The 19,787-nt window shown below is 71.6% G+C and carries 17 protein-coding genes; 9 read left to right on the top strand and 8 right to left on the bottom strand.

The genetic code is table 11. The annotated features are described in order from the left end of the window. Positions 1-852 carry a ChaN family lipoprotein gene (locus tag AC07RM_RS31730; protein ID WP_495337019.1) on the bottom strand — a complete coding sequence of 284 codons (852 nt, stop codon included), beginning with the start codon at positions 850-852 and terminating at the stop codon, positions 1-3. Between the two features lie 71 nt (positions 853-923). Here AC07RM_RS31730 and AC07RM_RS31735 point away from each other — a divergent pair, with 71 nt between their 5' ends. Then, positions 924-1,979 carry an AbrB family transcriptional regulator gene (locus AC07RM_RS31735; protein ID WP_495337020.1) on the top strand — a complete coding sequence of 352 codons (1,056 nt, stop codon included), beginning with the start codon at positions 924-926 and terminating at the stop codon, positions 1,977-1,979. 158 nt (positions 1,980-2,137) lie between these two features. Here the strand turns inward: AC07RM_RS31735 and AC07RM_RS31740 are convergent, their stop codons facing one another. Together AC07RM_RS31740 and AC07RM_RS31745 are read right to left on the bottom strand one after the other, a co-directional pair. After that, positions 2,138-2,416, bottom strand: coding sequence for a BTH_I0359 family protein (locus AC07RM_RS31740; protein WP_057597632.1), 279 nt, complete (start codon positions 2,414-2,416; stop codon positions 2,138-2,140). Positions 2,417-2,533: 117 nt separating this feature from the next. Next, the gene (locus AC07RM_RS31745; RefSeq protein ID WP_495337021.1) at positions 2,534-3,727 is read right to left on the bottom strand and encodes a DUF3108 domain-containing protein; all 1,194 of its coding nucleotides are present in this window, start codon (positions 3,725-3,727) and stop codon (positions 2,534-2,536) included. 132 nt (positions 3,728-3,859) lie between these two features. Between AC07RM_RS31745 and AC07RM_RS31750 the strand changes: the two genes are divergently transcribed. Continuing rightward, complete coding sequence (locus AC07RM_RS31750) at positions 3,860-4,957, top strand: fumarylacetoacetate hydrolase family protein (protein ID WP_431510584.1); 1,098 nt, start codon at positions 3,860-3,862, stop codon at positions 4,955-4,957. 7 nt (positions 4,958-4,964) lie between these two features. On the opposite strand, the gene AC07RM_RS31755 is transcribed toward AC07RM_RS31750, so the two are convergent. Continuing rightward, the gene (locus AC07RM_RS31755; RefSeq protein WP_093356030.1) at positions 4,965-5,750 is read right to left on the bottom strand and encodes a response regulator transcription factor; all 786 of its coding nucleotides are present in this window, start codon (positions 5,748-5,750) and stop codon (positions 4,965-4,967) included. 88 nt (positions 5,751-5,838) lie between these two features. Between AC07RM_RS31755 and AC07RM_RS31760 the strand changes: the two genes are divergently transcribed. Genes AC07RM_RS31760 through AC07RM_RS31770 form a run of 3 tightly spaced genes read left to right on the top strand, consistent with a single transcriptional unit; the run spans position 5,839 to position 8,853 of the window. After that, positions 5,839-7,641, top strand: coding sequence for an FAD-dependent monooxygenase (locus tag AC07RM_RS31760; protein ID WP_495337022.1), 1,803 nt, complete (start codon positions 5,839-5,841; stop codon positions 7,639-7,641). Then, positions 7,638-7,859 (top strand): hypothetical protein, encoded by a 222-nt coding sequence (locus tag AC07RM_RS31765; protein WP_209542871.1) that lies wholly within the window; start codon positions 7,638-7,640, stop codon positions 7,857-7,859. The genes AC07RM_RS31760 and AC07RM_RS31765 overlap by 4 nt, the downstream gene beginning before the upstream one ends. Positions 7,860-7,878: 19 nt before the next feature. Beyond that, complete coding sequence (locus tag AC07RM_RS31770) at positions 7,879-8,853, top strand: Bug family tripartite tricarboxylate transporter substrate binding protein (RefSeq protein ID WP_495337023.1); 975 nt, start codon at positions 7,879-7,881, stop codon at positions 8,851-8,853. A gap of 24 nt (positions 8,854-8,877) precedes the next feature. Here AC07RM_RS31770 and AC07RM_RS31775 read toward each other — a convergent pair whose 3' ends face one another. Together AC07RM_RS31775 and AC07RM_RS31780 are read right to left on the bottom strand one after the other, a co-directional pair. Beyond that, positions 8,878-10,086 (bottom strand): toxin-antitoxin system YwqK family antitoxin, encoded by a 1,209-nt coding sequence (locus tag AC07RM_RS31775; protein WP_495337024.1) that lies wholly within the window; start codon positions 10,084-10,086, stop codon positions 8,878-8,880. Beyond that, positions 10,083-10,496, bottom strand: a complete 414-nt coding sequence (locus tag AC07RM_RS31780; protein ID WP_495337025.1) for a VOC family protein — start codon at positions 10,494-10,496, stop codon at positions 10,083-10,085. The genes AC07RM_RS31775 and AC07RM_RS31780 overlap by 4 nt, the downstream gene beginning before the upstream one ends. A 135-nt stretch (positions 10,497-10,631) precedes the next feature. Between AC07RM_RS31780 and AC07RM_RS31785 the strand changes: the two genes are divergently transcribed. The 4 genes from AC07RM_RS31785 (at position 10,632) to AC07RM_RS31800 (ending at position 15,648) form a co-directional block, all read left to right on the top strand. Beyond that, the gene (locus AC07RM_RS31785; protein ID WP_495337026.1) at positions 10,632-11,903 is read left to right on the top strand and encodes a TraB/GumN family protein; all 1,272 of its coding nucleotides are present in this window, start codon (positions 10,632-10,634) and stop codon (positions 11,901-11,903) included. 11 nt (positions 11,904-11,914) lie between these two features. After that, positions 11,915-12,286: a DUF2946 family protein gene (locus AC07RM_RS31790; protein WP_057597421.1), complete on the top strand. Its 372-nt coding sequence runs from the start codon at positions 11,915-11,917 to the stop codon at positions 12,284-12,286. Positions 12,287-12,403: 117 nt separating this feature from the next. Beyond that, positions 12,404-14,698 carry a TonB-dependent receptor gene (locus tag AC07RM_RS31795; RefSeq protein ID WP_495337032.1) on the top strand — a complete coding sequence of 765 codons (2,295 nt, stop codon included), beginning with the start codon at positions 12,404-12,406 and terminating at the stop codon, positions 14,696-14,698. A 44-nt stretch (positions 14,699-14,742) separates the two neighbouring features. Next, positions 14,743-15,648 (top strand): copper chaperone PCu(A)C domain-containing protein, encoded by a 906-nt coding sequence (locus AC07RM_RS31800; RefSeq protein WP_495337027.1) that lies wholly within the window; start codon positions 14,743-14,745, stop codon positions 15,646-15,648. A 30-nt stretch (positions 15,649-15,678) separates the two neighbouring features. Here the strand turns inward: AC07RM_RS31800 and AC07RM_RS31805 are convergent, their stop codons facing one another. Then, a complete protein-coding gene (locus AC07RM_RS31805) occupies positions 15,679-17,454 on the bottom strand; it encodes a phospholipase D family protein (RefSeq protein WP_495337028.1) in 1,776 nt (591 codons plus the stop codon). Positions 17,455-17,547: 93 nt separating this feature from the next. Further along, the gene (locus tag AC07RM_RS31810; protein ID WP_495337029.1) at positions 17,548-19,464 is read right to left on the bottom strand and encodes an ATP-binding cassette domain-containing protein; all 1,917 of its coding nucleotides are present in this window, start codon (positions 19,462-19,464) and stop codon (positions 17,548-17,550) included. Between the last annotated feature and the right edge of the window lie 323 nt (positions 19,465-19,787).

Below are 19,787 nucleotides of genomic sequence, written 5' to 3' on the forward strand. Positions count from 1 at the left end.
TCAGGACTTCTTCGCCGGGCCCATCGACTTGCGGAGTTCCGCGCAGTAGTCCTTCTCGGGCAGGGGCGGCGTGCGCCAGGTGCGGTCGTAGCCGGCCGATGCCGCGTCGGCACCGGCGGGCGCGGCGAGCAGGCGCACGGCCTTGAACGAAACCTCGTTCGGCAGGTGCTGCGCCACGCCGAGCTGGCGGTCGACATGGCCCGCGCCCGCGATCAGCAGCACGGTGCGGCCCGGCTGGCGCGCCTTGACGATGGCCTGGGCCATGGCGCGGTCGCGGCCGACCTGGATCCGGGTCATGGGCACGATCTGCGCTTCGGGCAGCAGCTTGCAGTGGCCCTCGCGCACGGCGTCCTGCTGTGCGGTGTAGGCCTCGCCGTTGAGCTGCACGTCGAGCGAGACGTCGGCCATCGCGTCCTTCATGCGCGCGCGCGGCAGGTTGGCGCCGACCACCGGCACGCCGGCGCGCACCGCGGCCATCACGGCCGGACCGTAGTCGGCCCAGGGCCAGGCCTTGTCGTTCCAGCTCAGCGCGGTGCGCACCTGGGCTTCGGTGGCCGCGGCCGGCAGGTGGGCGGTGCCGTTGCCTTCCTCGGCCATCTCGAGCGCCAGCGCGGCGAGCCGGCCGCGCGCGGCCAGCGCCTCGACCGTCTCGCGCTCGATCGCATGGTGCTCGGGGGCGTCGTGCTGCTCGCCGAGCAGCAGGGCGTCGGTGGGCAGCAGGGCCTCGACGCGGCGCGCGATGGGGGCGTCGGGTGCCTCGGCGCCGCCGGGCCAGCCCGCGCAGCCGGCGATGAGGGTGCTGCCGAGAAGAGCAAGCAGGAGGGAGGAGACGGGCCGGTGCGCGAAAGACATCGCGCCATACTACGCAACGGCGCCGCGCGCGCTGCCGTCCTTTGCCCCTACCGCCTGTCCGTCCGTTCCGCGTGTCCCTTTCCTTCCCGGTCCGCGTGCTGGCCACGCTGCTGCTCGCCTTCGTGGCGGCCCAGATCTGCCTCGCGCTCCACACCCCGCTGCCCTGGATGATCGGCCCGCTGGTGGCGGTGTCGCTGGCCTCGATCGCCGGCGCGCCCATGGCCAGCCACGTGCCGCTGCGCAATGCCGGGCAGTGGACCATCGGCACCGCGCTGGGCCTGTACTTCACGCCGCACGTGGTCGCGCTGGTGGCCAGCGTCTGGTGGGCGATCGTGCTCGCGATCGCCTGGGCGCTGCTGCTGGGCTGGGGCTTCGGGCGCTGGCTCTACGGCCTGCATGCGCCGCGCATGCCCCAGGTGCCGGAGCGTTCCATGAGAGCCACGACTTACTTCGCGGGCGCGATCGGCGGCGCCTCGGAGATGACGCTGCTGGCCGAGGCCCAGGGCGCGCGCACCGACCTGGTGGCCGCGGCCCACAGCCTGCGCGTGCTGATCGTGACGGTGACGATCCCGTTCGCGATGCAGTGGAGCGGGCTGCATGGCCTGGAGATCAGCCCGCCGAGCGCGCGCGAGGTGAACCCCGGCGGCCTCGCGCTGCTGGCCGTGGCCACCGGCGCGGGCGGCTTGGCGATGCGCGCGCTGGGCCGCACCAACCCCTGGTTCATGGGGGCGCTGCTGGTCGCGATGGGTTTCACGGTCGCCGGGCTGTCGCTGTCGGCGGTGCCGGGCTGGATGTCGAATGCCGCGCAGCTGGTGATCGCCGTCAGCCTGGGCGTGCGCTTCAGCCGCGAGTTCCTGCACACCGCGCCGCGCTGGCTCGGCTCGGTGACGCTGGGCACGCTGGCCATGCTCGTGGTGTGCGCCGGCGTGGCCTGGCTGCTGGCCTGGGCCACCGGGCTGCATCCGGCGACCATGATCCTCGGCACCTCGCCGGGCGGCATCGCCGAGATGTCGATCACGGCCAAGGTGCTGCAGCTCGGGGTGCCGGTAGTGACGGCGTTCCAGGTCTGCCGGCTGGTGGCGGTGCTGCTGCTGGTGGGGCCGATGTTCCGCTGGATCTATCGTTAGCCCCCCGGCTTTTCACTCGCTTCGCTCCTGTAACTCCACCCCCCGAGGGGGAGGCGCGGCCGCCTTGGGGCGGCCCGGCGGCGGCCGTTCGTCGCGCCCCAAAGAAAAAGCGCCCCGCGGGGCGCTTCGTTTCTTGTAGCACGGGGCTCGGGCTCGGCTCAGTGCACCAGCAGCGGCGTCTGCGCCAGCTCGGCGTAGCCCTCGAGCGTGTCCTCGACCTCTTCCTGGGTCGGGGTGTTGAGCTGCCAGGCCGCGATCTGCTGGCGGAACAGCTCGGCCCAGGAACCGTCGAGGTAGAGCTCCTTGCCGGAGCGCTTGTCGACGATCTCGAAGCCGTGGCGCTCGAGCACCGGCACGTTGGGTTCGGCCGGAACTTCGCCTTCGTTCGGCTGCACGTGCACGACGACGAAGGAATCCGAGTCGTAAAGCATGTTCATGGCGGGGCCTGTGAGGATGTCGAGGGCGTTCATGAGGGTTACATAGCAATCAACGCGCCAGTTTCAAGATGGGTTGTCGTGTTGCCATTAAAACGTTTGGATGACTGGTTTTTCGCATCAACCGGCCGGTGCGGCGGGTAGGGGTTTGCGCAATTGGGCGTCGGCGAAGTCGCCGTTCGGCTCGGTCTGGCGGATCCGCACCGGCAGGTAGCCGTAGGCCGGGGCCAGCCAGAGCTCGACCTTGCGGTCGAAAGGCTTGCGCGGATCGCGCGTGAGCTTGCGCGCCAGGTACTCGCCGGCCGGCAGGCTCAGCTTCTCCTCGTCGCCGACCACGAACACCCAGACGTCGGCATCGCGCGCGCCCACGGTCTGGATCGCGATCCGGGTGCCGGCCGGGTAGCGCTCGGGGCTGGCGGCCAGCAGGCCGCCGAGCTGCATCATGACGCTCATGCGGTCCTGGGCGCCGGGCTGGAGCGGCACGGGCGGCGCGTTGTTGCTGAACACCACCTCGCCGCGGTCGCGCGCGAAATGCGAGGCCACCTCGGCCTTGCGGCTCTCGGAATAGCGCTCGGGCTCCAGGCCCGACAGGCCGATCTGGCCGGTGCTGCGCCAGTTCAGCAAGGTGAAGAAGACGGCCTTGAGCGTGAGCCGGCCGTCGTAGCGGGTGCCGTCGTGCAGCCACACCAGCTCGCCGAACACGCCGCGCTGCGGCGAGGCGCCGATCTGGCCCGTGGCCTCGAAATCCAGCGTGACAGAGCCCGGGATGCGCAGCGACTGGGTGCCGGCCATCGTGGTGGTCGCTTCGCCAGTGCCGGCGGCGGGGGCGCTGGCCGGCGTGGCCGATGGGGCGGCGGCCGCGCTGGCGGGCTGTTCGGGCGTGGGTGCTGCTCCTGAATCGGGAGCAGCCTGCGCCACCAGGTCGGGCGATTCGGGATCCTTGGGCGCCGTGGCCTCGGGCGCGGGGTCGGGCGAGGGCGCGGCCGCCGCGGGGACCGGATCGGGCTTGGGCCGCGGCGCATGCACCGCGCGCGGCCGCAGCGGCTTGGTCGCCGCGGGCGGGGCCGTCGCGGCCGGTGGCGGCGCCGCCGCGGGCGTTTCGGCCACCGGGGGCGCGATCACGATCGTGCGCGTGCTGAACTTCGTGATCGGCGACACCGGCTCGGCCCCGAGCCCGGCCGGCGCGAGGCCCAGCAGCGCCATGTGCGCGAGCGCCACCAGCAGGACCAGCAGCGCCAGCGCCCGCCACGAAGGCCGCCAGGGCACCGGGGAGGGCGCCAGGGCGGAGGACGGCGGGGCGACGGTCGTCGGCATGGAAGGTGGAGTGGGCGTCGCCGCCGAGGTTCATCGAAGCCACCTCGGTACACTGCCGCCCGTCCAACCAGTTTAGGGGAGCGGCGCGCGGCCCGGCGCGGCGCCCCGTCGCCTTTTTCCCAGCACCGCACCATGAAACTCGCCACCCTCAAGGACGGCTCCCGCGACGGCCAGCTCGTCGTCGTGTCGCGCGACCTCACGCTCGCCCACTACGCCACCGGCATCGCCCACCGCCTGCAGCAGGTGCTCGACGACTGGGGTTTCATGGCGCCGCAGCTGCAGGACCTGTACGCCGCGCTCAACGCCGGCCGCGCGCGCCATGCCTTTCCCTTCGATCCCGCCCAGTGCATGGCACCGCTGCCGCGCGCCTACCAGTGGGCCGACGGCTCGGCCTACCTCAACCACGTCGAGCTGGTGCGCAAGGCCCGCAACGCCGAGGTGCCCGAGAGCTTCTACCAGGATCCGCTGATGTACCAGGGCGGCAGCGACGACTTCATCGGCCCGACCGACGACGTGGTCGTGCCCAGCGAGGCCATGGGCATCGACTTCGAGGCCGAGATCGCGGTCGTCACCGGCGACGTGAAGATGGGCGCCACGCCCGAGCAGGCGCTCGACGGCATCCGCCTCGTGATGCTGGCCAACGACGTCAGCCTGCGCAACCTGATCCCGGCCGAGCTCGCCAAGGGCTTCGGCTTCTTCCAGAGCAAGCCCGCCACCGCCTTCAGCCCCGTGGCCGTGACCCTCGACGAGCTCGGCGAGGCCTGGGCCGGCGGCCGCGTGCACCTCGCGCTGCAGAGCAACTGGAACGGCCGCAAGGTCGGCCTGTGCGAGGCCGGTCCCGAGATGACCTTCCACTTCGGCCAGCTCATCGCCCATGTCGCCAAGACGCGCAACGTGCGCGCCGGCAGCATCGTCGGCAGCGGCACCGTGAGCAACAAGGGCGTGGAGAAGAACGGCCGCATGGAATGGCCGCGCGGCTATTCGTGCATCGCCGAGAAGCGCTGCATCGAGACCATTCAGGACGGCGCGCCCTCGACCGAGTTCATGCGCTACGGCGACACCATCCGCATCGAGATGAAGGGGCTCGACGGCCGCTCGATGTTCGGCGCGATCGACCAGGAGATCGTGGCGCCGGGCGGGCGCGCGAAGGCGGCGGCGGACGAGGCCGCGAAGCCCGCGCCGGTGGCGGTGCCCGACGACGCGGCCGAGGCGCAGGCTTCCGAGGACTGAGCCCCGCTCACTGCGCGGCGGGCCAGCCGCGCAGCAATTCCTTCTGCGACCGTATCCCCAGCCGCCGGAACGCCCGGTACTGGTGGGTACGCACGGTCGTGAGCTCGACGCCGATCTCGCGCGCCGCCTCCTTCGCGGTGCGCCCGGCCATCAGGTGGCCGATGACCTCGCGCTCGCGCAGGCTCAACGTGAGCAGCCGCGAGGCCAGTGCGGGTGCCGTGGCCTCGCGCGCGGCCACGGCGCTGCGGCCATGGGCGGTGGTGGCGTCGGCCAGCAGGGTGGCGTGGCGCTCGATGACGGCGAAGTCGGCGGCGCCGAACTCGGGCTGCGCCAGGCTGCGGTAGAAGCTCACGGCCACGCGCTGGCCCGTGGGCAGCAGCAACAGCACCGAGGCGCGCTCGCGGATGCCGACGTCGCCATAGCAGGCGGCACGGTAGGCCGGGTCGGCCACCTCGTCGCCGAGCTGGTGGCCCAGCCACAGCTGCGCGCGCCGCGGCAGCTTGCGCGCGGCCAGCCAGGCCATGTTGGGATCGAGCAGGTCGAAGCGCTGCGCCACGTAGCGCTCGGCCGTGCGCTCGGCCGTGCTGCCGTAGCTGCTGGCGGCCGACACGGTCTCGATGCGGCCGCTGGCGCCGACCGCGAACACGGTGCAGAAGGTGACGGGCATCACGCGCTGCATCGCGGCGAGGTAGCTGGCCGCGAGGTGCGGCGTGCCGACGCCGGCGAGCACGTCGCCGACCACGCTGGCCGACAGCGTGGCCTCGGGCGCGGCGGGAAGGCGCCAGCGTTTCATGGGGCGGGGAGAGGGCGGGGGATTCGGGTAAACACTTCGTACGAAGTTATGACAATGCGGAGCCGGGCGCGTCGGGACAATCCCGGGCATGAACCGCCCCGTTGCTCTCTCGAACCCCGTGCCGGTTGTGCCGGCCGCGCGCCCCGGCGACGCCGCCGGCGGACCGCTGCCGCCGGCCGTGGCCGGCCTGCCGCCCTCGGTCGGCGCCTTCGACTACACGCGCTACCCGGTGCGCCTGCCGGCGCTCGCGGCCGACGGCCTCGAGGCCGTGGCGGGCGGCAGCCATCCGGTGGTGATCGCGGGCGGCGGCCCGGTCGGCATGGCGCTCGCGCTGGGGCTCGCCAACCATGGTGTGCGCAGCGTGATCCTCGAGGCCGACGACACGGTCTGCGTGGGCAGCCGAGCGGCCTGCATCTCGCGCCGCAGCCTGGAGATCATGGCGCGGCTGGGCGCGCTGCCGGCCTTCCTGGCCAAGGGCCTGCCGTGGACCGGCGGGCGCAGCTTCTACAAGACCGAGGAGGTGTTCCGCTTCGAGATGCCGCACGACGCGCGGCAGAAGCTGCCGCCGATGATCAACCTCGAGCAGTACTACGCCGAGCACTACCTGCTCGAGGAGATCGAGCGCCGCAACGCCGCGGCGCCGGGGCTGATCGACATCCGCTGGGGCACCGAGCTCACCGGCCTTTCGCAGGACGACGCGGGCGTGCTGCTCGAGGCACGCAACGCGCAGGGCGACTACCAGCTGCGCGGCCAGTGGCTCGCGGCCTGCGACGGCGGCCAGAGCTTCGTGCGCAAGGCGCTGGGTCTGGCGCTCGAGGGCACGGGCTATGAAGGCCGCTACGTGATCATCGACATCGAACTGAAGAGCGGCCATCCGACCGAGCGCCGCGCCTGGTTCGACCCGCCGTGGAACCCGGGCTCGACCGTGCTGATGCACCGGCAGCCTGACGACATCTGGCGCATCGACTACCAGTTGCGCGCCGGCCAGAGCACCGAGGAGGCGCTGCAGCCGCCGGCCGTGGCCGAGTTCGTGCAGCGCCACCTCGACGCCATCGGCGAGGGCCACCTGCCGTGGAAGACGGTCTGGACCTCGGTCTACCGCGCCGGCGCGATGACGCTCTCGAGCTACCGCCACGGCCGCGTACTGTTCGCGGGCAACGCGGCGCATGCGATGCCGATCTTCGGCGTGCGCGGCCTCAACTCGGGCTTCGACGATGCCGACAACCTGGCCTGGAAGCTGGCCTTCGTGGCGCGCGGGCTGTCGGATGCCGCGCTGCTCGACAGCTACTCGGCCGAGCGCATCGCCGCCTTCCACGTCAATGCCGAGAACGCGATGCGCAGCACCGAGTTCATGTCGCCGCCCTCGCGCGGCTTCGACCTGCTGCGCGAGGCCGCGCTGTCGCTGTCGGGCGCGCACCGCGGCATCGCGCAGCTGATCAATCCGCGCCAGACGCAGGCGGTGCGCTACGAACATTCGCCGCTGTCGAGCGAGGACGGCGACGCGTTGCTCGCGGGCCCGCTGCCCGGCGAGGCGATGCCCGAGCAGCAGCTCGCGCAGGGCCATCTCACCGACCGGATCGGCGCGCGCTTCACGCTGCTGGTGCTGCGGCCCGCGCAGGGCGCCGCCATCGACTTGCCGGCCAACGACATCGCTCGAGCGCAACAGGGACCCCTGCCGTTCGCGCTGTGCACGATCGCGGCCGACGGCCCCGCCGATGCCCATGCCGACGCGCGGGTGTTCGAGGCCCTCGGCGCGCGCGAGGGCGCCGTCTACCTGCTGCGCCCCGACGGCCACGTGGCCGCGCGCTGGCGCCGCCTGCCCGCAGGCGCGCTGCCGCGCACGCTCGAACGCGCGGCCGCCGCCGTGCAACTGGAGACCCTCGCCGTATGACCACCGCACTTCCCACCCTGGCCCCCGAGGCCCGCGACCGGCTCTATGCCGACTGCGCGAACGCCATCAGCGAGGCCGGCACCGAGCGCGAATCGCTGTTCCTCGCGCGGCTCGCGCTGCTGCTGTTCGAGCAGGTCGGCGACGAGGCGCGCTGCCGCGCCGCGCTGGCCGACGCGCTGCATGCGCTGCCCGTACCATCGCTGTCCGCAACCGAATGACAACCTGGAGATGACCCTCATGGACCGCCGTACCCTCCTTGCCACGCTCGCCTCGGGCGCCGCCGTGGCCGCCGCGCCCTTCGCCCGCGCGCAGGACTATCCCTCGCAACTGATCCGCTGGGTGGTGCCCTATCCCGCGGGCGGCGGCACCGACGTGATCGCGCGCGCGCTGGCCGAGGCCATGCGCCAGACGCTGGGCCAGCAGATCGTGATCGACAACCGCCCCGGCGCCTCGACCAACATCGGCGCCGACATGGTCGCCAAGAGCAAGCCCGACGGCTACACCGTGCTGTCGGCCGACAACGCGGTGCTGGCCTTCAACGAGCACCTGTTCGGCAAGCTGCCCTTCAACCCCGAGAAGGACTTCAGCTACATCGGCGCGATCGGCAAGTTCCCGCTGGCGCTGGTGGTGCACCCGGACTTCCCGGCCAAGAACTTCAAGGAGTTCCTGGCCTACGTGAAGGCGAACCCGGGCAAGGTCAACTACGCCTCGCCGGGCAACGGCTCGCCGCACCACCTGGCGATGGAGATGTTCAAGGTGCGCACCGGCACCTTCATCACCCACATCCCCTACCGTGGCGCGGCGCCGGCCATGGCCGACGTGATGGGCGGCCAGGTGCCGTGCATGTTCCTCGACCTGGCCTCGGGCCTGTCGATCATGAAGGGCAACAAGGTGCGCGTGCTGGCCATCGGCTCGGGCGCGCGCAGCAAGCTGCTGCCCGACGTGCCGACGCTGGCCGAGGTGGGCGTGGCGAATTCCGAGGTGTTCGCGTTCCAGGGCGTGCTCGGCCCGGCCGGCCTGCCCGCGGCGGTGGTGAGCAAGCTCAACGGCGACCTCAACCGCGCCTTCGCCAATCCGCAGGTGCAGAAGCGCTTCGAGGACTTTGGCATGGAAGCCATGCCCGGCACGCCCGCCCAGTTCGCGGCGCTGTCGCGCGCGGAGTCGAACCGCTGGGGTCCGATCATCAAGCAGGCAGGCATCAAGCTCGATTGATCGATCGCCCCGGGGGACGGCTCGTCAGCGCGCGTAGGCCTTGCGCGAGCCGTCCTCGAACACCTCGTCGTCGCGCACCAGCTCGCCGTTCTCGTCCCAGCTGCGCTCGCGCGTGACGCGGCCGCGTGCGTCGAAGCTCGATTCGGCGACCAGCGTGCCCTTCTCGTCGAAGCGCTGGTGCGTGCCCTGCGGCAGCTGCCGCGCGCCGCGCCCGCCCACGAGGTAGCGGCCCAGCGCGGCGCGCTGGCCGTTGTCGTGGAACTCGGTGACCAGCACCGTGCGCGCGCTGCCCGCGCCGCTGTAGACCGACTTCGTGTGCGGCTGGCCGTTGAGGTAGTAGCTGTCGTCGCCGATCGGCTCGCCGGCGCTGTTCCAGCGCTGGTCGCGCACCAGCGTGCCGCGCTCGGAGAACTCCTGGTCGCGCAGGCGGATCGCCGAGCGTGCCGCCCCCAGCAGCGACACGGTCTCGCGGCGCTTCACGCCCTCTGACGAGAACTGGCGCTCGGTGCGCTGGTTGCCGCTGATCTCGTCGAGCTGCGAGGGCTTGCCGTTGTCGTAGAAATCCTGCGTGCGCACGCGCTTGCCGGCCAGGTAGGACTGGCGCGAGCGCAGGATGCCGCGCGCGTCGAACAGCTCGACCTGCGAGGGCGCGCCGCCGAAGCCGCACAGCCGCGCGTCGTCGGCCGCGGGCGCCAGCACCGGCGCGTTGCCGCAGCGCAGCGCCGAGAGCTGGCCGCGCTCGGTGAACTCGGCCGAGGCCCGGTCGCCGCCCTGGTCGGGATAGAAGCTGGCGCGGCGCAGCTTGCCGCCCGGATAGAAGCTGCGCACCAGGCCGCGTTCCTGGCCGTCGTCGTAAGTGGCCTCGCGCAGCACCTGGCCGCCGGGCGCGAACTCGCGCGCCAGGCCGTGCATGTTGCCCTTGGCGTTGAGCGTGTGCTCCTTCGCGAGCCGGCCGTTCTCGTAGACGCGCACCAGGCCCATGGAGACGCCGTTCTGGACCTGTTCCTCGCGCAGCAGCTGGCCGCTGCCGCGGTCCTTGCAGCGCAGCACGCCGGTCTTGCGCGCGGTCTCGTTGCCGTTGGCGGGGTTGACCGGCTGGCCGTTGAGCTCGCAGTCCTGCGCCGCGCGCGCGGCGGCGGTGCCGAACAGCAGCGGCAGGGCCAGCGTCGCGGCCAGGGCCAGCCGCGCCGCGAGCCGCGGAACACCGACCGGCCGGACCGGAGCGTGGGTCACTTGTCGTAAAGCGCGTCGAGCGAGCGGAAGCCCTTGGCCTCGATCGGGTTGCCGAAGGGGTCGCAGAAGAACATGGTCCACTGCTCGCCCGGCTGTCCTTCGAAACGCACCTGGGGCTTGAGCACGAAGTCGGTGCCGGCGGCCTCGAGCCGCGCGGCCAGTGCCTGCCAGTCGGGCAGGGCCAGCACGATGCCGAAATGGGGCATCGGCACCATCGCGTCGCCGACCCGGCCGGTGCGCGTGGTGGCGAAGGGTTCGCCCAGGTGCAGCGAGATCTGGTGGCCGAAAAAGTCGAAATCGACCCAGGTGTCGGTGCTGCGGCCTTCGGTGCAGCCGAGGGCCTCGCCATAGAAGCGGCGCGCGACGTCGAGGTCGCGCACATGGAAGGCGAGATGGAAGATGCTCTGCATGTTCCGGATTATGGGCAGCGGTGCTGTTGTAATGCCGGACTTTCTTTCTTCATGGAGCGAGCCTTGCGGATACTCCGGGCACTGGTTGCACCGAGGCGCGAAATCGACAAGCCGGCCGATCGGTCGGCACGGCGCATGCGCCTGGTCTCCTCTTCTTTCCTCTCTTCCTTCCGTTTCTCCTTCTCCTGGGCGCGCGGCGCGCTGCCGGCCCTGGTCGGTGCCTGCTGCGCGCTGGCCGGCGTGGCGGCGCAGGCGGCCTGTCCGCCCTCGGCCATCGGCAGCCTGGAGCGCTCGCGCAGCTCGAGCGACCAGCGCAGCGGCGCCGACCGCGGCCTGCTGTGGCGCATCGAGAAGGACGGCCGCACCTCGTGGCTGTACGGCACCATCCACCTCGGGCGCGCGCCCTGGCTGCGCCCCGGCCCGACCGTGCAGCGCGCGCTCGGCCAGAGCGACGCGCTGGCGCTCGAGATCGACGTGCGCGATCCCGCCGCGATGAAGCCGCTGACCCAGCCGGCCGACCCGGCGCTGGTCGCGCGGCTGCTCAGCGGCGAGCGCGCGCAGCGGCTGGCGCGGCAGAACGAGATCGCCTGCGTGACGCCGGGCGCCAACGCGGCGCTGCAGCCGATCCTGCAGGTGACGGCGCTGACCGGCCTGGCCGGGCGGGCCGACGGCCTCTATCCCGACTTCGGCATCGACGAGATGCTGGCCGTGTGGGCGCGCAACGCCAACAAGCCGGTGTTCGCGCTCGAGAACCCGGCGGCCCAGCTCGAGATGCTGACCGGCGGCTCCGAGGAGGAGGAGGCGGCGCAGATCGATTCGGCGCTCGACGAACTCGAATCGGGCCAGCTGCGCACCCAGCTCAAGGAACTGGCCGACGCTTGGGCGCGTGGCGACCTCGCGCGGCTCGCGCGCTTCCCGGAATGGTGCGACTGCATGCGCACGCCGGCCGAGCAACGGCTGATGAAGCGGCTGCTCGACGACCGCAACCCGATCCTGGCGGCCGGCATCACGCGCATGCACGAGGGTGGCCAGCGGGTGTTCGCGGCCGTGGGCGCGCTGCACATGATCGGCGCGCAGGGCCTGCCGACCTTGCTGGCGGCGCAGGGCTTCACGGTGTCCGAGGTGCTGCCGGGCGAGCGCGGCACGCTGCCCGCGGCGGCCGAGGAGCCCGAGGCCGAAGCCGCGGCGGCACCGCCCGTGCGTTCGGCGCGCGGCACGCGCGGTGGCCGCACGGCCAAGGCCGCGCCGGTTCGCGGTAAGGCGGGCGCGCGTGCGGCGGCGCCGGCCAAGGGCGGCAAGGCGGCGCCGAAGGGCGCCAAGCCGTCGGCCAAGGCGCCGCCCAAGTCGACGGCCAAGCCGGCCGCGAAGGCCCCGGCCAAGCCCGCCGCGTCCAAAACGCGTCGATAATCGCGCCCGCCATGCACCTGATGCGCCGCCACACCCGCTTCCTCGGCCTCGCCGGCCGCTGGGTGCTGCTGTGGTTCGCGCTTTCGCTCGGCGCGGCGATCGCCTCGCCGCTGGTGCATCCGCAGGCGATCGAGCTGGTCTGCTCGAGCGCCGGCGCCGTCAAGGCGGTGGTCCACACCGAGGACGGCGTGCAGGAAATGGGCGTCTCGCACATGGACTGCCCGCTGTGCGTGCTGACCGGCGCGCCGCCGCCGGTACCGCCGGTCGCCACCCTCGACCTTCCCCTGCCGCTGGGGCGCGTGCTCCAGCCGATTCCCGCCGCGCGCCTGGCCGCGGCCACCGCGGCGCCGCTGCCCGCGCGCGGACCGCCTTCGCGCTCCTGAAACCCTCGAGTCCATGGCTGGATGCGCCCGTTCGACGGGCGTCTCCGGTCCTTCCTGGCCAGCGTTTCGTGGAGCAGCGTCCCTGTGAACAAGCATTCCCGCGCCGTGGCGATCGCCATGGCATTCCCGCTGGGCGCCTCGCTCGGCGCGCCCGCCTGGGCGCAAACCGCGCCGGCGGCTGATACGGCCGGCGCCGAACGAGCGCTCGGCGCCATCACCGTCACCGGCGGCCGGCCGACCTCGCTGCCGGCGCAGATCCCGACCACCATCGAAGGCACGACGCACGCGCAGATCGTCGAGACGGTGAACGCCACCGACAGCGAGGACGCGCTCAAGTACCTGCCGAGCCTGGTCGTGCGCAAGCGCTACATCGGCGACTTCAACCACGCGGTGCTGGCCACGCGCGCCTCGGGCACCGGCAACAGCGCGCGCTCGATGGTCTACGCCGACGGCATCATGCTGTCGAACCCGCTGGGCAATGGCGCCACCTACGCGCCGCGCTGGGGCATGGTCTCGCCCGAGGAGATCGAGCGCGTCGACGTGCTGTACGGGCCGTTCTCGGCCGCCTACCCCGGCAACTCGGTGGGCGCGGTGGTCGACTACGTGACGCGCATGCCCGAGAAGTTCGAGGCCCACGTGAAGCTCAGCGGCTTCGTCTCGAACTTCGATCTCTACAACAGCCATTCCTCGCCGGCCGGCCAGCAGCTCGACCTGTCGCTGGGCAGCCGCAGCGGCGACTGGTCGTGGTGGCTCAGCGCCTCGCGCACGCAAAGCAAGGGCCAGGCGCTGGTGTTCGGCAACCGGCTGCTGAGCGCGGGCACGCTCGGCGATGCCGGCACCCCGGTCACCGGCGCGGTGCTGGGGCTCAATCCGTCGAACCAGCCCTGGTGGCTGGTCGGCGGTGCGACCCTCTACGACACCACGCAGGAACAGGCCAAGCTCAAGCTGGCCTACGACTTCTCGCCCACGGTGCGCGCCACCTACACGTTGGGCGCCTGGAACAACACCACGCACGGCAGCGTCGACACCTGGCTGCGCGATCCGCTGGGCCAGCCGGTCTACGGCGGGCGGGTCAACATCGCCGGGCGCAGCTACAACCTCGACGCGCCCAGCGGCGCGCTGGTGCCGACCGAGACCCGGCTCACCCATTACATGCACGGCCTCTCGGTCAAGAGCCACAGCGGCGGCGTGTTCGACTGGGAGGTGGCGGCCAGCCTGTTCGACTACGCGAGCGACACCTCGCGCACGCCGACCACGCCGCTGCCCGGCGCCTTCCTCGGCGGGCCGGGCCGCACCACCGACATGGGCGGCAGCGGCTGGCGCACCTTCAAGGCCGCGGGCACCTGGCGGCCGACCGGCTCGGCCGAGGGCGTGGGCGCGCACGTGGTCGACTTCGGCTTCCAGCAGGACACGGCCAAGCTGCGCACCAGCGTCGGCAACACCCTCGACTGGATCGGCGGCCCGCCGGTCACGCCGTTCTCGGCCTTCAACGGCAACACGCGGCTGCAGTCGCTCTACCTGCAGGACACCTGGCGCTTCGCGCGCGACTGGAAAACCACGCTGGGCCTGCGCCACGAGCGCTGGGAGGCCTGGGGCGGGCAGCTCGGCAACGCGACCCGGCTGCTCTACTTCGCGCCGCGCAGGAACAGCTACGACTCGCCCAAGGCCGCGATCGCCTGGCAGGCCACGTCCCACTGGCTGTTCAAGGCCTCGACCGGCCGCGCGGTGCGCATGCCGACCGTGAGCGAGCTCTACCAGGGCTCGATCGACGGCAACCGCATCGTCAACACCGACCCCAACCTGCGGCCCGAGCGCTCGTGGACCACCGAGCTCAGCGCCGAACGCGGCCTCGATGGCTGGGGGCTCGACGGCGTGCTGCGTACCACGCTGTTCTTCGAGCGCACGAAGGACGCGCTCTACAGCCAGGCGCTGACCAACCTCGTGAGCACGGTGCAGAACGTCGATGCCATCCGCACCCGCGGACTCGAGGTGGCGCTGAACGCCACCGACGTCGGCATCCGCGGCCTCGACCTCGGCGGCAGCCTCACGCTCGCGAACTCGAAGATCACGGCCAACCGCGGCTTTCCGGCCAGCGTCGGCCAGCAGCAGCCGCGCGTGCCCAAGGTGCGCGCCACCCTGCTGGCCACCTACCGGCCCGACGCCAACTGGAGCTACACCCTGGGCATGCGCTACAGCGGCAAGCAGTACGGCACGCTCGACAACAGCGACCCGAACGGCTTCGCCTACATGGGCTTCTCGAAGTTCTTCGTGGCCGACCTGCGCGTGCGCTACCGCATCGACCGCCAATGGAGCGCATCCTTCGGCATCGACAACCTGAACAACAACAAGTACTGGGCCTTCCACCCCTATCCGCAGCGCACCTACGTGGGCGAACTCAAGTTCGACCTCTGACGCCTGCCCTGTCTTTCACCGTCTTTCCTCAAGGAGTACCTCTCATGAACCGTCACCTCACCCTGCGCACCGTCGCCGCCGCCGTCCTGCTGGCCGGCAGCGCCGCCGCCGTGCTGGCCCATGTCACGCTGCCGCCCGGCGGCGTCACCGTGGGCAGCGACTACGACGCCGCCTTCCGCGTCGGCCATGCCTGCGAAGGCGCCAAGGCCACCACCGGCCTGGCGGTGAAGCTGCCGCCGGGCTTCGTGCTGAGCGAGGCGCAGGCGCGCAAGGGCTGGAAGCTCGATGTGCAGAAGGGCGCCGGCGGCGAGGTGCGCTGGACCGCCGAAAACGCGCAGGCCGCGCTGCCCGGCAGCGAGAAGGCCGAGTTCGTGGTGCGCGGCAAGGCGCCGGCCACGCCGGGCACGCTGTGGTTCAAGGTGCTGCAGACCTGCGACGTGGGCAGCGCCGACTGGGCCGAGGTGCCGGCCTCGGGCAATTCCACCGCGGGCCTGAAGCGCCCGGCCGCCAAGCTGGACGTGGTGGCGCAGGGCGTGGCCACGGTCGACGTGCGCGACGGCTGGGTGCGCCAGTCGGTGCCGGGCCAGAGCGGCACCGGTGCCTTCATGAAGCTGACCTCGCCCACGGGCACCAAGCTCGTGAGCATCTCCACGCCCGCGGCCGGCGTGGCCGAGGTGCACGAGATGAAGATGGAAGGCGACACCATGAAGATGCGCGAGCTGAGCGCCGGCCTCGACCTGCCGGCCGGCCAGACGGTGGAACTGAAGCCGGGCGGCTTCCACGTCATGCTGATGGACCTGAAGGGCGCGGTCGCCAAGGGCACGAACGTGCCGCTGACCCTGAAGTTCGAGGACGCGAAGGGCGTGAAGACCGCGCTCGACGTCACGCTGCCCGTGGGCGCGCCGGCCGGCGCCGACGCGGGCGGGGCGGCGCATCAGCACAAGCACTGACGCGGTTGAAGTGGTCGAAGTGGTGTCGGACTAGAGCAACTGGTCCGGCGCCAGCGGCCCGAAGAGTTTGAGCAGCAGGCGCAGGCTCAGGCTGGCATCGGGCTCGGTCCGGCTGTCGGGCAGGCCGCTGCCCTCGGGCGCGTGCCAGACCAGCGAACCGTCGACCAGTTCGACATGCCACGCGCGCTCGCGCAGCCCGCGCTCGATCTGCTCGGCCGCCAGGCCCGACAGCTCGGTGCTGCGGATCAAGAGCGCGATCTCGGTGTTCTGCAGCTGCGAGCGCAGGTCGAGGTTCATCGAGCCGACCACCAGCAGCCGGCCGTCCATCACCAGCACCTTCGAATGCAGCATCGCGCGCGACTCGCCGGTCACGCTGCTGCCGCCGGTCGAGCCGGTGGAGCCGCCGAAGGCGCTGCCCAGGCCGGCCTGCTCGCTACGCAGCTCGTACAGGCCGATGCCCATCTTGAGCAGCTCCTCGCGATGGCGCGCGTAGCCCACGTGGGCCACCGGCGCGTCGTTCGAGGCCAGCGAATTGGTCAGCACCCGGATGCGCACGCCGCGCGCGCGGGCGGCGGCGAAGGCCTGCTTCATGTCGGCGCCGGGCACGAAGTAGGGCGAGATGATCAGCAGATCGGAGCGGGCCTGGCCGATGAGCTGCAGCAGCCCCTCGACCACCGTCTCGCTGCCGGCCGCGAGGTCGGAGTCGGCCGTGAGCGCGGCCGCGCTGCGCGACACGCCGGCCTTGTCCTCGGGCTGGCTCACCACCAGGCCGGGCGCGCGCGCGCCGTCCGGGCCGCCGGGCACGTCGGCCGGGATCTTGCCGGGCTGGTCGACCAGCATCGCGGCCGGCGCCCAGACGAAGCGCGCGCTGCGCAGGTCGAGCGGCTTCTCGTCCCAGGCGCGCGCGCGCTGCTCGGCGGTGGGCGGACCGTCGGGGCGGGGCTCGCCGTCGGGCGGCTTGGGCTGGTCGCCGGAGTTCGCGGTGGCGGGGTCGCGCGCGCGGGCCGATTCCTCGGCCAGCTCCTGGTCGGTCTGGCGCGCGCGATCGCGGATCGCCTGCAGCTCCTCGCGCGAGACCAGCGACTGCGCCGGGTAGGCGCGCTCGTTGTTCCAGTAGCTGTCGAAGCTGCGCGAGAGGTCCTGCACGATCGGGCCGGCCGCGAGCACGTCGACGTCGATGAAGTTGCCGTTGAGCGAATTGCCGAAGTAGGCGTCGCCGAGGTTGCGCCCGCCGGTCACGCCCAGCACGTTGTCGGCCAGGAACAGCTTGTTGTGCATGCGCTGCTGGATGCGCGAGGCGTCGCCGGCCGAATTCAGCAGCCGGCTGAAGGTCGAGCCGCGCGCGCCCGCGAGCGGGTTGAACAGCCGCAGCTCGATGTTCGGCACGAAGGCCAGGCCCAGCACCAGCGCGTCGCGGCCGGTGCTGTGGAAGTCGTCGAGCAGGATGCGCACCCGCACGCCGCGTTCGGCCGCGGCGCGCAGGCCGCGCACCAGGCGGCCGGTGCTGGCATCGACGTGGATGGCGTAGTACTGGAGGTCCAGCGTCTTCTGGGCGCCGTCGATCAGCGCCAGCCGGCTGCCGTAAGCCGCCTGCGGGCCCGCGAGCAAGACGAAGCCCGACTCGTAGCGCGCCGCGTCGGCCCGGCGGCGCTCCTGGACCAGTGTGGCCAGGGCCGTGCCGGCCGGGGCGGCCAGTGCGGTGGACACCGGGCGGTCCACGTTCTGGGGCAATTGGGCGCAGGCGCCGAGGGCGAGCAGCAGGGCCGCCGCCGTCGATCGGCCGAGGTACGCTGGAATGAACGGCATGCGGTGGACTCCCCCGGCGCTTTCTGTTGTCTGGACTGGGTGCCGCATGTATAGCCGAGGTCGCGGCCGTCCGGCGTCGGACGGCACGCGGACTCAGCGGCTGGCGCCCAGTTCTTCCTGTCGCTCCATCGCGGTCAGCAGTTCGTCGTCGATCTGGGCATGGCGGGCCGCCAGCTCGGTGGCGCGCGAGGCGTCGGTGGCGTAGATCGCACCGCCGTCGAGCGCCAGGATTTCCGCGACGCGCTTCTGCTCGGTTTCCAGCGCTTCGATCAGCGCGGGGAGGGCGTCGAACTCGCGCTGCTCCTTGTAGCTGAGCTTCTTGCGCGGCGCGCCGGCGGGGGCCGCGGCCGGGCGCGCGGGGCTGGCCACGCTGGCGGCAGGCGGGGGCGGCGCCACGGCGGGCGTGGCGGCCGCGGCCAGGCGCTGCTCGGCGATCTCGCGCGCACGGCGGGACTGGATCAGCCAGTCCTGCACGCTGCCCTCGTACTCGCGCCAGTGGCCGTCGCCCTCGTAGGCGATGGTGCTGGTCACCACGTTGTCGAGGAAGGTGCGGTCGTGGCTCACGAGGAACACCGTGCCGTCGTAGTCCTGCAGCAGGCCTTCGAGCAGCTCCAGCGTGTCGATGTCGAGATCGTTGGTCGGTTCGTCGAGCACCAGCACGTTGGCCGGGCGGGCGAACAGGCGCGCCAGCAGCAGCCGGTTGCGCTCGCCGCCGCTCAGGGAGCGCACCGGGGAGTTGGCGCGCGCGGGGGAGAACAGGAAGTCCGACAGGTAGCTCTTGACGTGCTTGCGCTGGCTGCCGATCTCGATCCATTCGCTGCCGGGGCTGATGAAGTCCTCGAGCGTGGCGTCGAGGTCGAGCTTGTCGCGCATCTGGTCGAAGTAGGCGACCTCGAGGTTGGTGCCGCGGCGGATCTTGCCGCTGTCGGGTTCGAGCTCGCCGAGGATCAGCTTGAGCAGCGTGGTCTTGCCCGCGCCGTTGGGGCCGAGCAGGCCGATCTTGTCGCCGCGCAGGATGGTGCCGCTGAAATTGCGGATCACGGTCTTCTCGCCGAAGGACTTGGAGGCTTCGGTCAGCTCGGCCACGATCTTGCCGCTGGCCTGGCCGGTGGCCACGTCCATGTTGACGCTGCCCTGCACCTCGCGGCGGGCGGTGCGGTTGGCGCGCAGGGCCTCGAGGCGGCCGATGCGGCTCTGGCTGCGGGTGCGGCGGGCTTCGACGCCCTTGCGGATCCAGACCTCTTCCTGCGCCAGCAGCTTGTCGGCCTTGGCGTTGATCACCGCTTCCTGGGCCAGCTGTTCTTCCTTCTGCAGCAGGTACTGCTCGAAGTTGCCGGGGTAGGAGCCGAGCTTGCCGCGGTCGAGTTCCACGATGCGGGTGGCGACCCGGTTCAGGAAGCTGCGGTCGTGGGTCACGGTGACCACGCTGCCCTTGAAGTCGATCAGCAGCTGCTCGAGCCACTCGATGGAGTCGAGGTCCAGGTGGTTGGTGGGTTCGTCGAGCAGGAGCACGTCGGGTGCCGCGACCAGGGCCTGTGCCAGGGCCACCCGCTTGCGGGTGCCGCCCGACAGGTTGCCGACGCGGGCATTGCGGTCCAGATGGAGGCGGTGCAGCGTTTCCTCGACGCGCTGCTCCCAGTTCCAGGCGTCGAAGGCCTCGATCTGGGACTGGAGGGCGTCCAGGTCCAGGCCGTCTGCGCCCGATAGATAGAGGTCCCGCACGGCGATCACCTCGGACAGCCCGGCACTGGCGGCGGTGAACACGTCGGCCTCCATGTCCAGGGCGGGTTCCTGCGCCACATAGGAGACGCGCAGGTGCTGTTGGTATTGGAGGGCGCCGTCGTCGGGCTTTTCCAGTCCTCCCAGTATCTTGAGCAGGGAGGACTTCCCCGCGCCATTGCGGCCGATCAGGCCGATGCGCTCCGATTCGAGAAGGGAGAAGTCCGTGTGATCGAGCAGCGGGACGTGACCGAACGCCAGTTGGGCGTCGAGGAGTGTGATGAGTGCCATGTGGGGCGGATTATCCGAGGAGCCTGTTCTGCCTGCGGCAGCGCGTAGCGCTGCCGCAGGCAGGAAAGCCGGACGGTCGATTTGTTTGCAGCACTCTTGCAGGGCTGGATAAATGGCATATACTCGCTGGCTCGGCTGACGATGCGGCAACGCAAATCGGATCGACGGGCCCGAAGGCGAAAGCCGAGGGCAGGTTGATGAAGCAGTCGAAAAAACTTCTCTCGAAGTTGACGCAAGTTGAAAAATCTGTGCATAATCGAGGGCTTCGCTGGACGGCTTCAGCGGCGGATGACGGAAGTTGTTCTGCTGGTGGTTGAAGGTGA

This window comes from Variovorax sp. GW821-FHT09B05 (assembly GCF_059418265.1).

Excerpts from the sequence above, each read along its gene's own strand:
- AC07RM_RS31770 (WP_495337023.1), top strand. The coding sequence starts at position 7,879 with ATGGACCGCCGTACCCTCCTTGCCACGCTCGCCTCGGGCGCCGCCGTG.
- AC07RM_RS31755 (WP_093356030.1), bottom strand. The coding sequence starts at position 5,750 with ATGAAACGCTGGCGCCTTCCCGCCGCGCCCGAGGCCACGCTGTCGGCC.
- AC07RM_RS31800 (WP_495337027.1), top strand. The coding sequence starts at position 14,743 with ATGAACCGTCACCTCACCCTGCGCACCGTCGCCGCCGCCGTCCTGCTG.
- AC07RM_RS31790 (WP_057597421.1), top strand. The coding sequence starts at position 11,915 with ATGCACCTGATGCGCCGCCACACCCGCTTCCTCGGCCTCGCCGGCCGC.
- AC07RM_RS31745 (WP_495337021.1), bottom strand. The coding sequence starts at position 3,727 with ATGCCGACGACCGTCGCCCCGCCGTCCTCCGCCCTGGCGCCCTCCCCG.
- AC07RM_RS31805 (WP_495337028.1), bottom strand. The coding sequence starts at position 17,454 with ATGCCGTTCATTCCAGCGTACCTCGGCCGATCGACGGCGGCGGCCCTG.
- AC07RM_RS31810 (WP_495337029.1), bottom strand. The coding sequence starts at position 19,464 with ATGGCACTCATCACACTCCTCGACGCCCAACTGGCGTTCGGTCACGTC.
- AC07RM_RS31785 (WP_495337026.1), top strand. The coding sequence starts at position 10,632 with ATGCGCCTGGTCTCCTCTTCTTTCCTCTCTTCCTTCCGTTTCTCCTTC.
- AC07RM_RS31780 (WP_495337025.1), bottom strand. The coding sequence starts at position 10,496 with ATGCAGAGCATCTTCCATCTCGCCTTCCATGTGCGCGACCTCGACGTC.
- AC07RM_RS31750 (WP_431510584.1), top strand. The coding sequence starts at position 3,860 with ATGAAACTCGCCACCCTCAAGGACGGCTCCCGCGACGGCCAGCTCGTC.
- AC07RM_RS31795 (WP_495337032.1), top strand. The coding sequence starts at position 12,404 with ATGGCATTCCCGCTGGGCGCCTCGCTCGGCGCGCCCGCCTGGGCGCAA.
- AC07RM_RS31765 (WP_209542871.1), top strand. The coding sequence starts at position 7,638 with ATGACCACCGCACTTCCCACCCTGGCCCCCGAGGCCCGCGACCGGCTC.
- AC07RM_RS31730 (WP_495337019.1), bottom strand. The coding sequence starts at position 852 with ATGTCTTTCGCGCACCGGCCCGTCTCCTCCCTCCTGCTTGCTCTTCTC.
- AC07RM_RS31760 (WP_495337022.1), top strand. The coding sequence starts at position 5,839 with ATGAACCGCCCCGTTGCTCTCTCGAACCCCGTGCCGGTTGTGCCGGCC.
- AC07RM_RS31740 (WP_057597632.1), bottom strand. The coding sequence starts at position 2,416 with ATGAACATGCTTTACGACTCGGATTCCTTCGTCGTCGTGCACGTGCAG.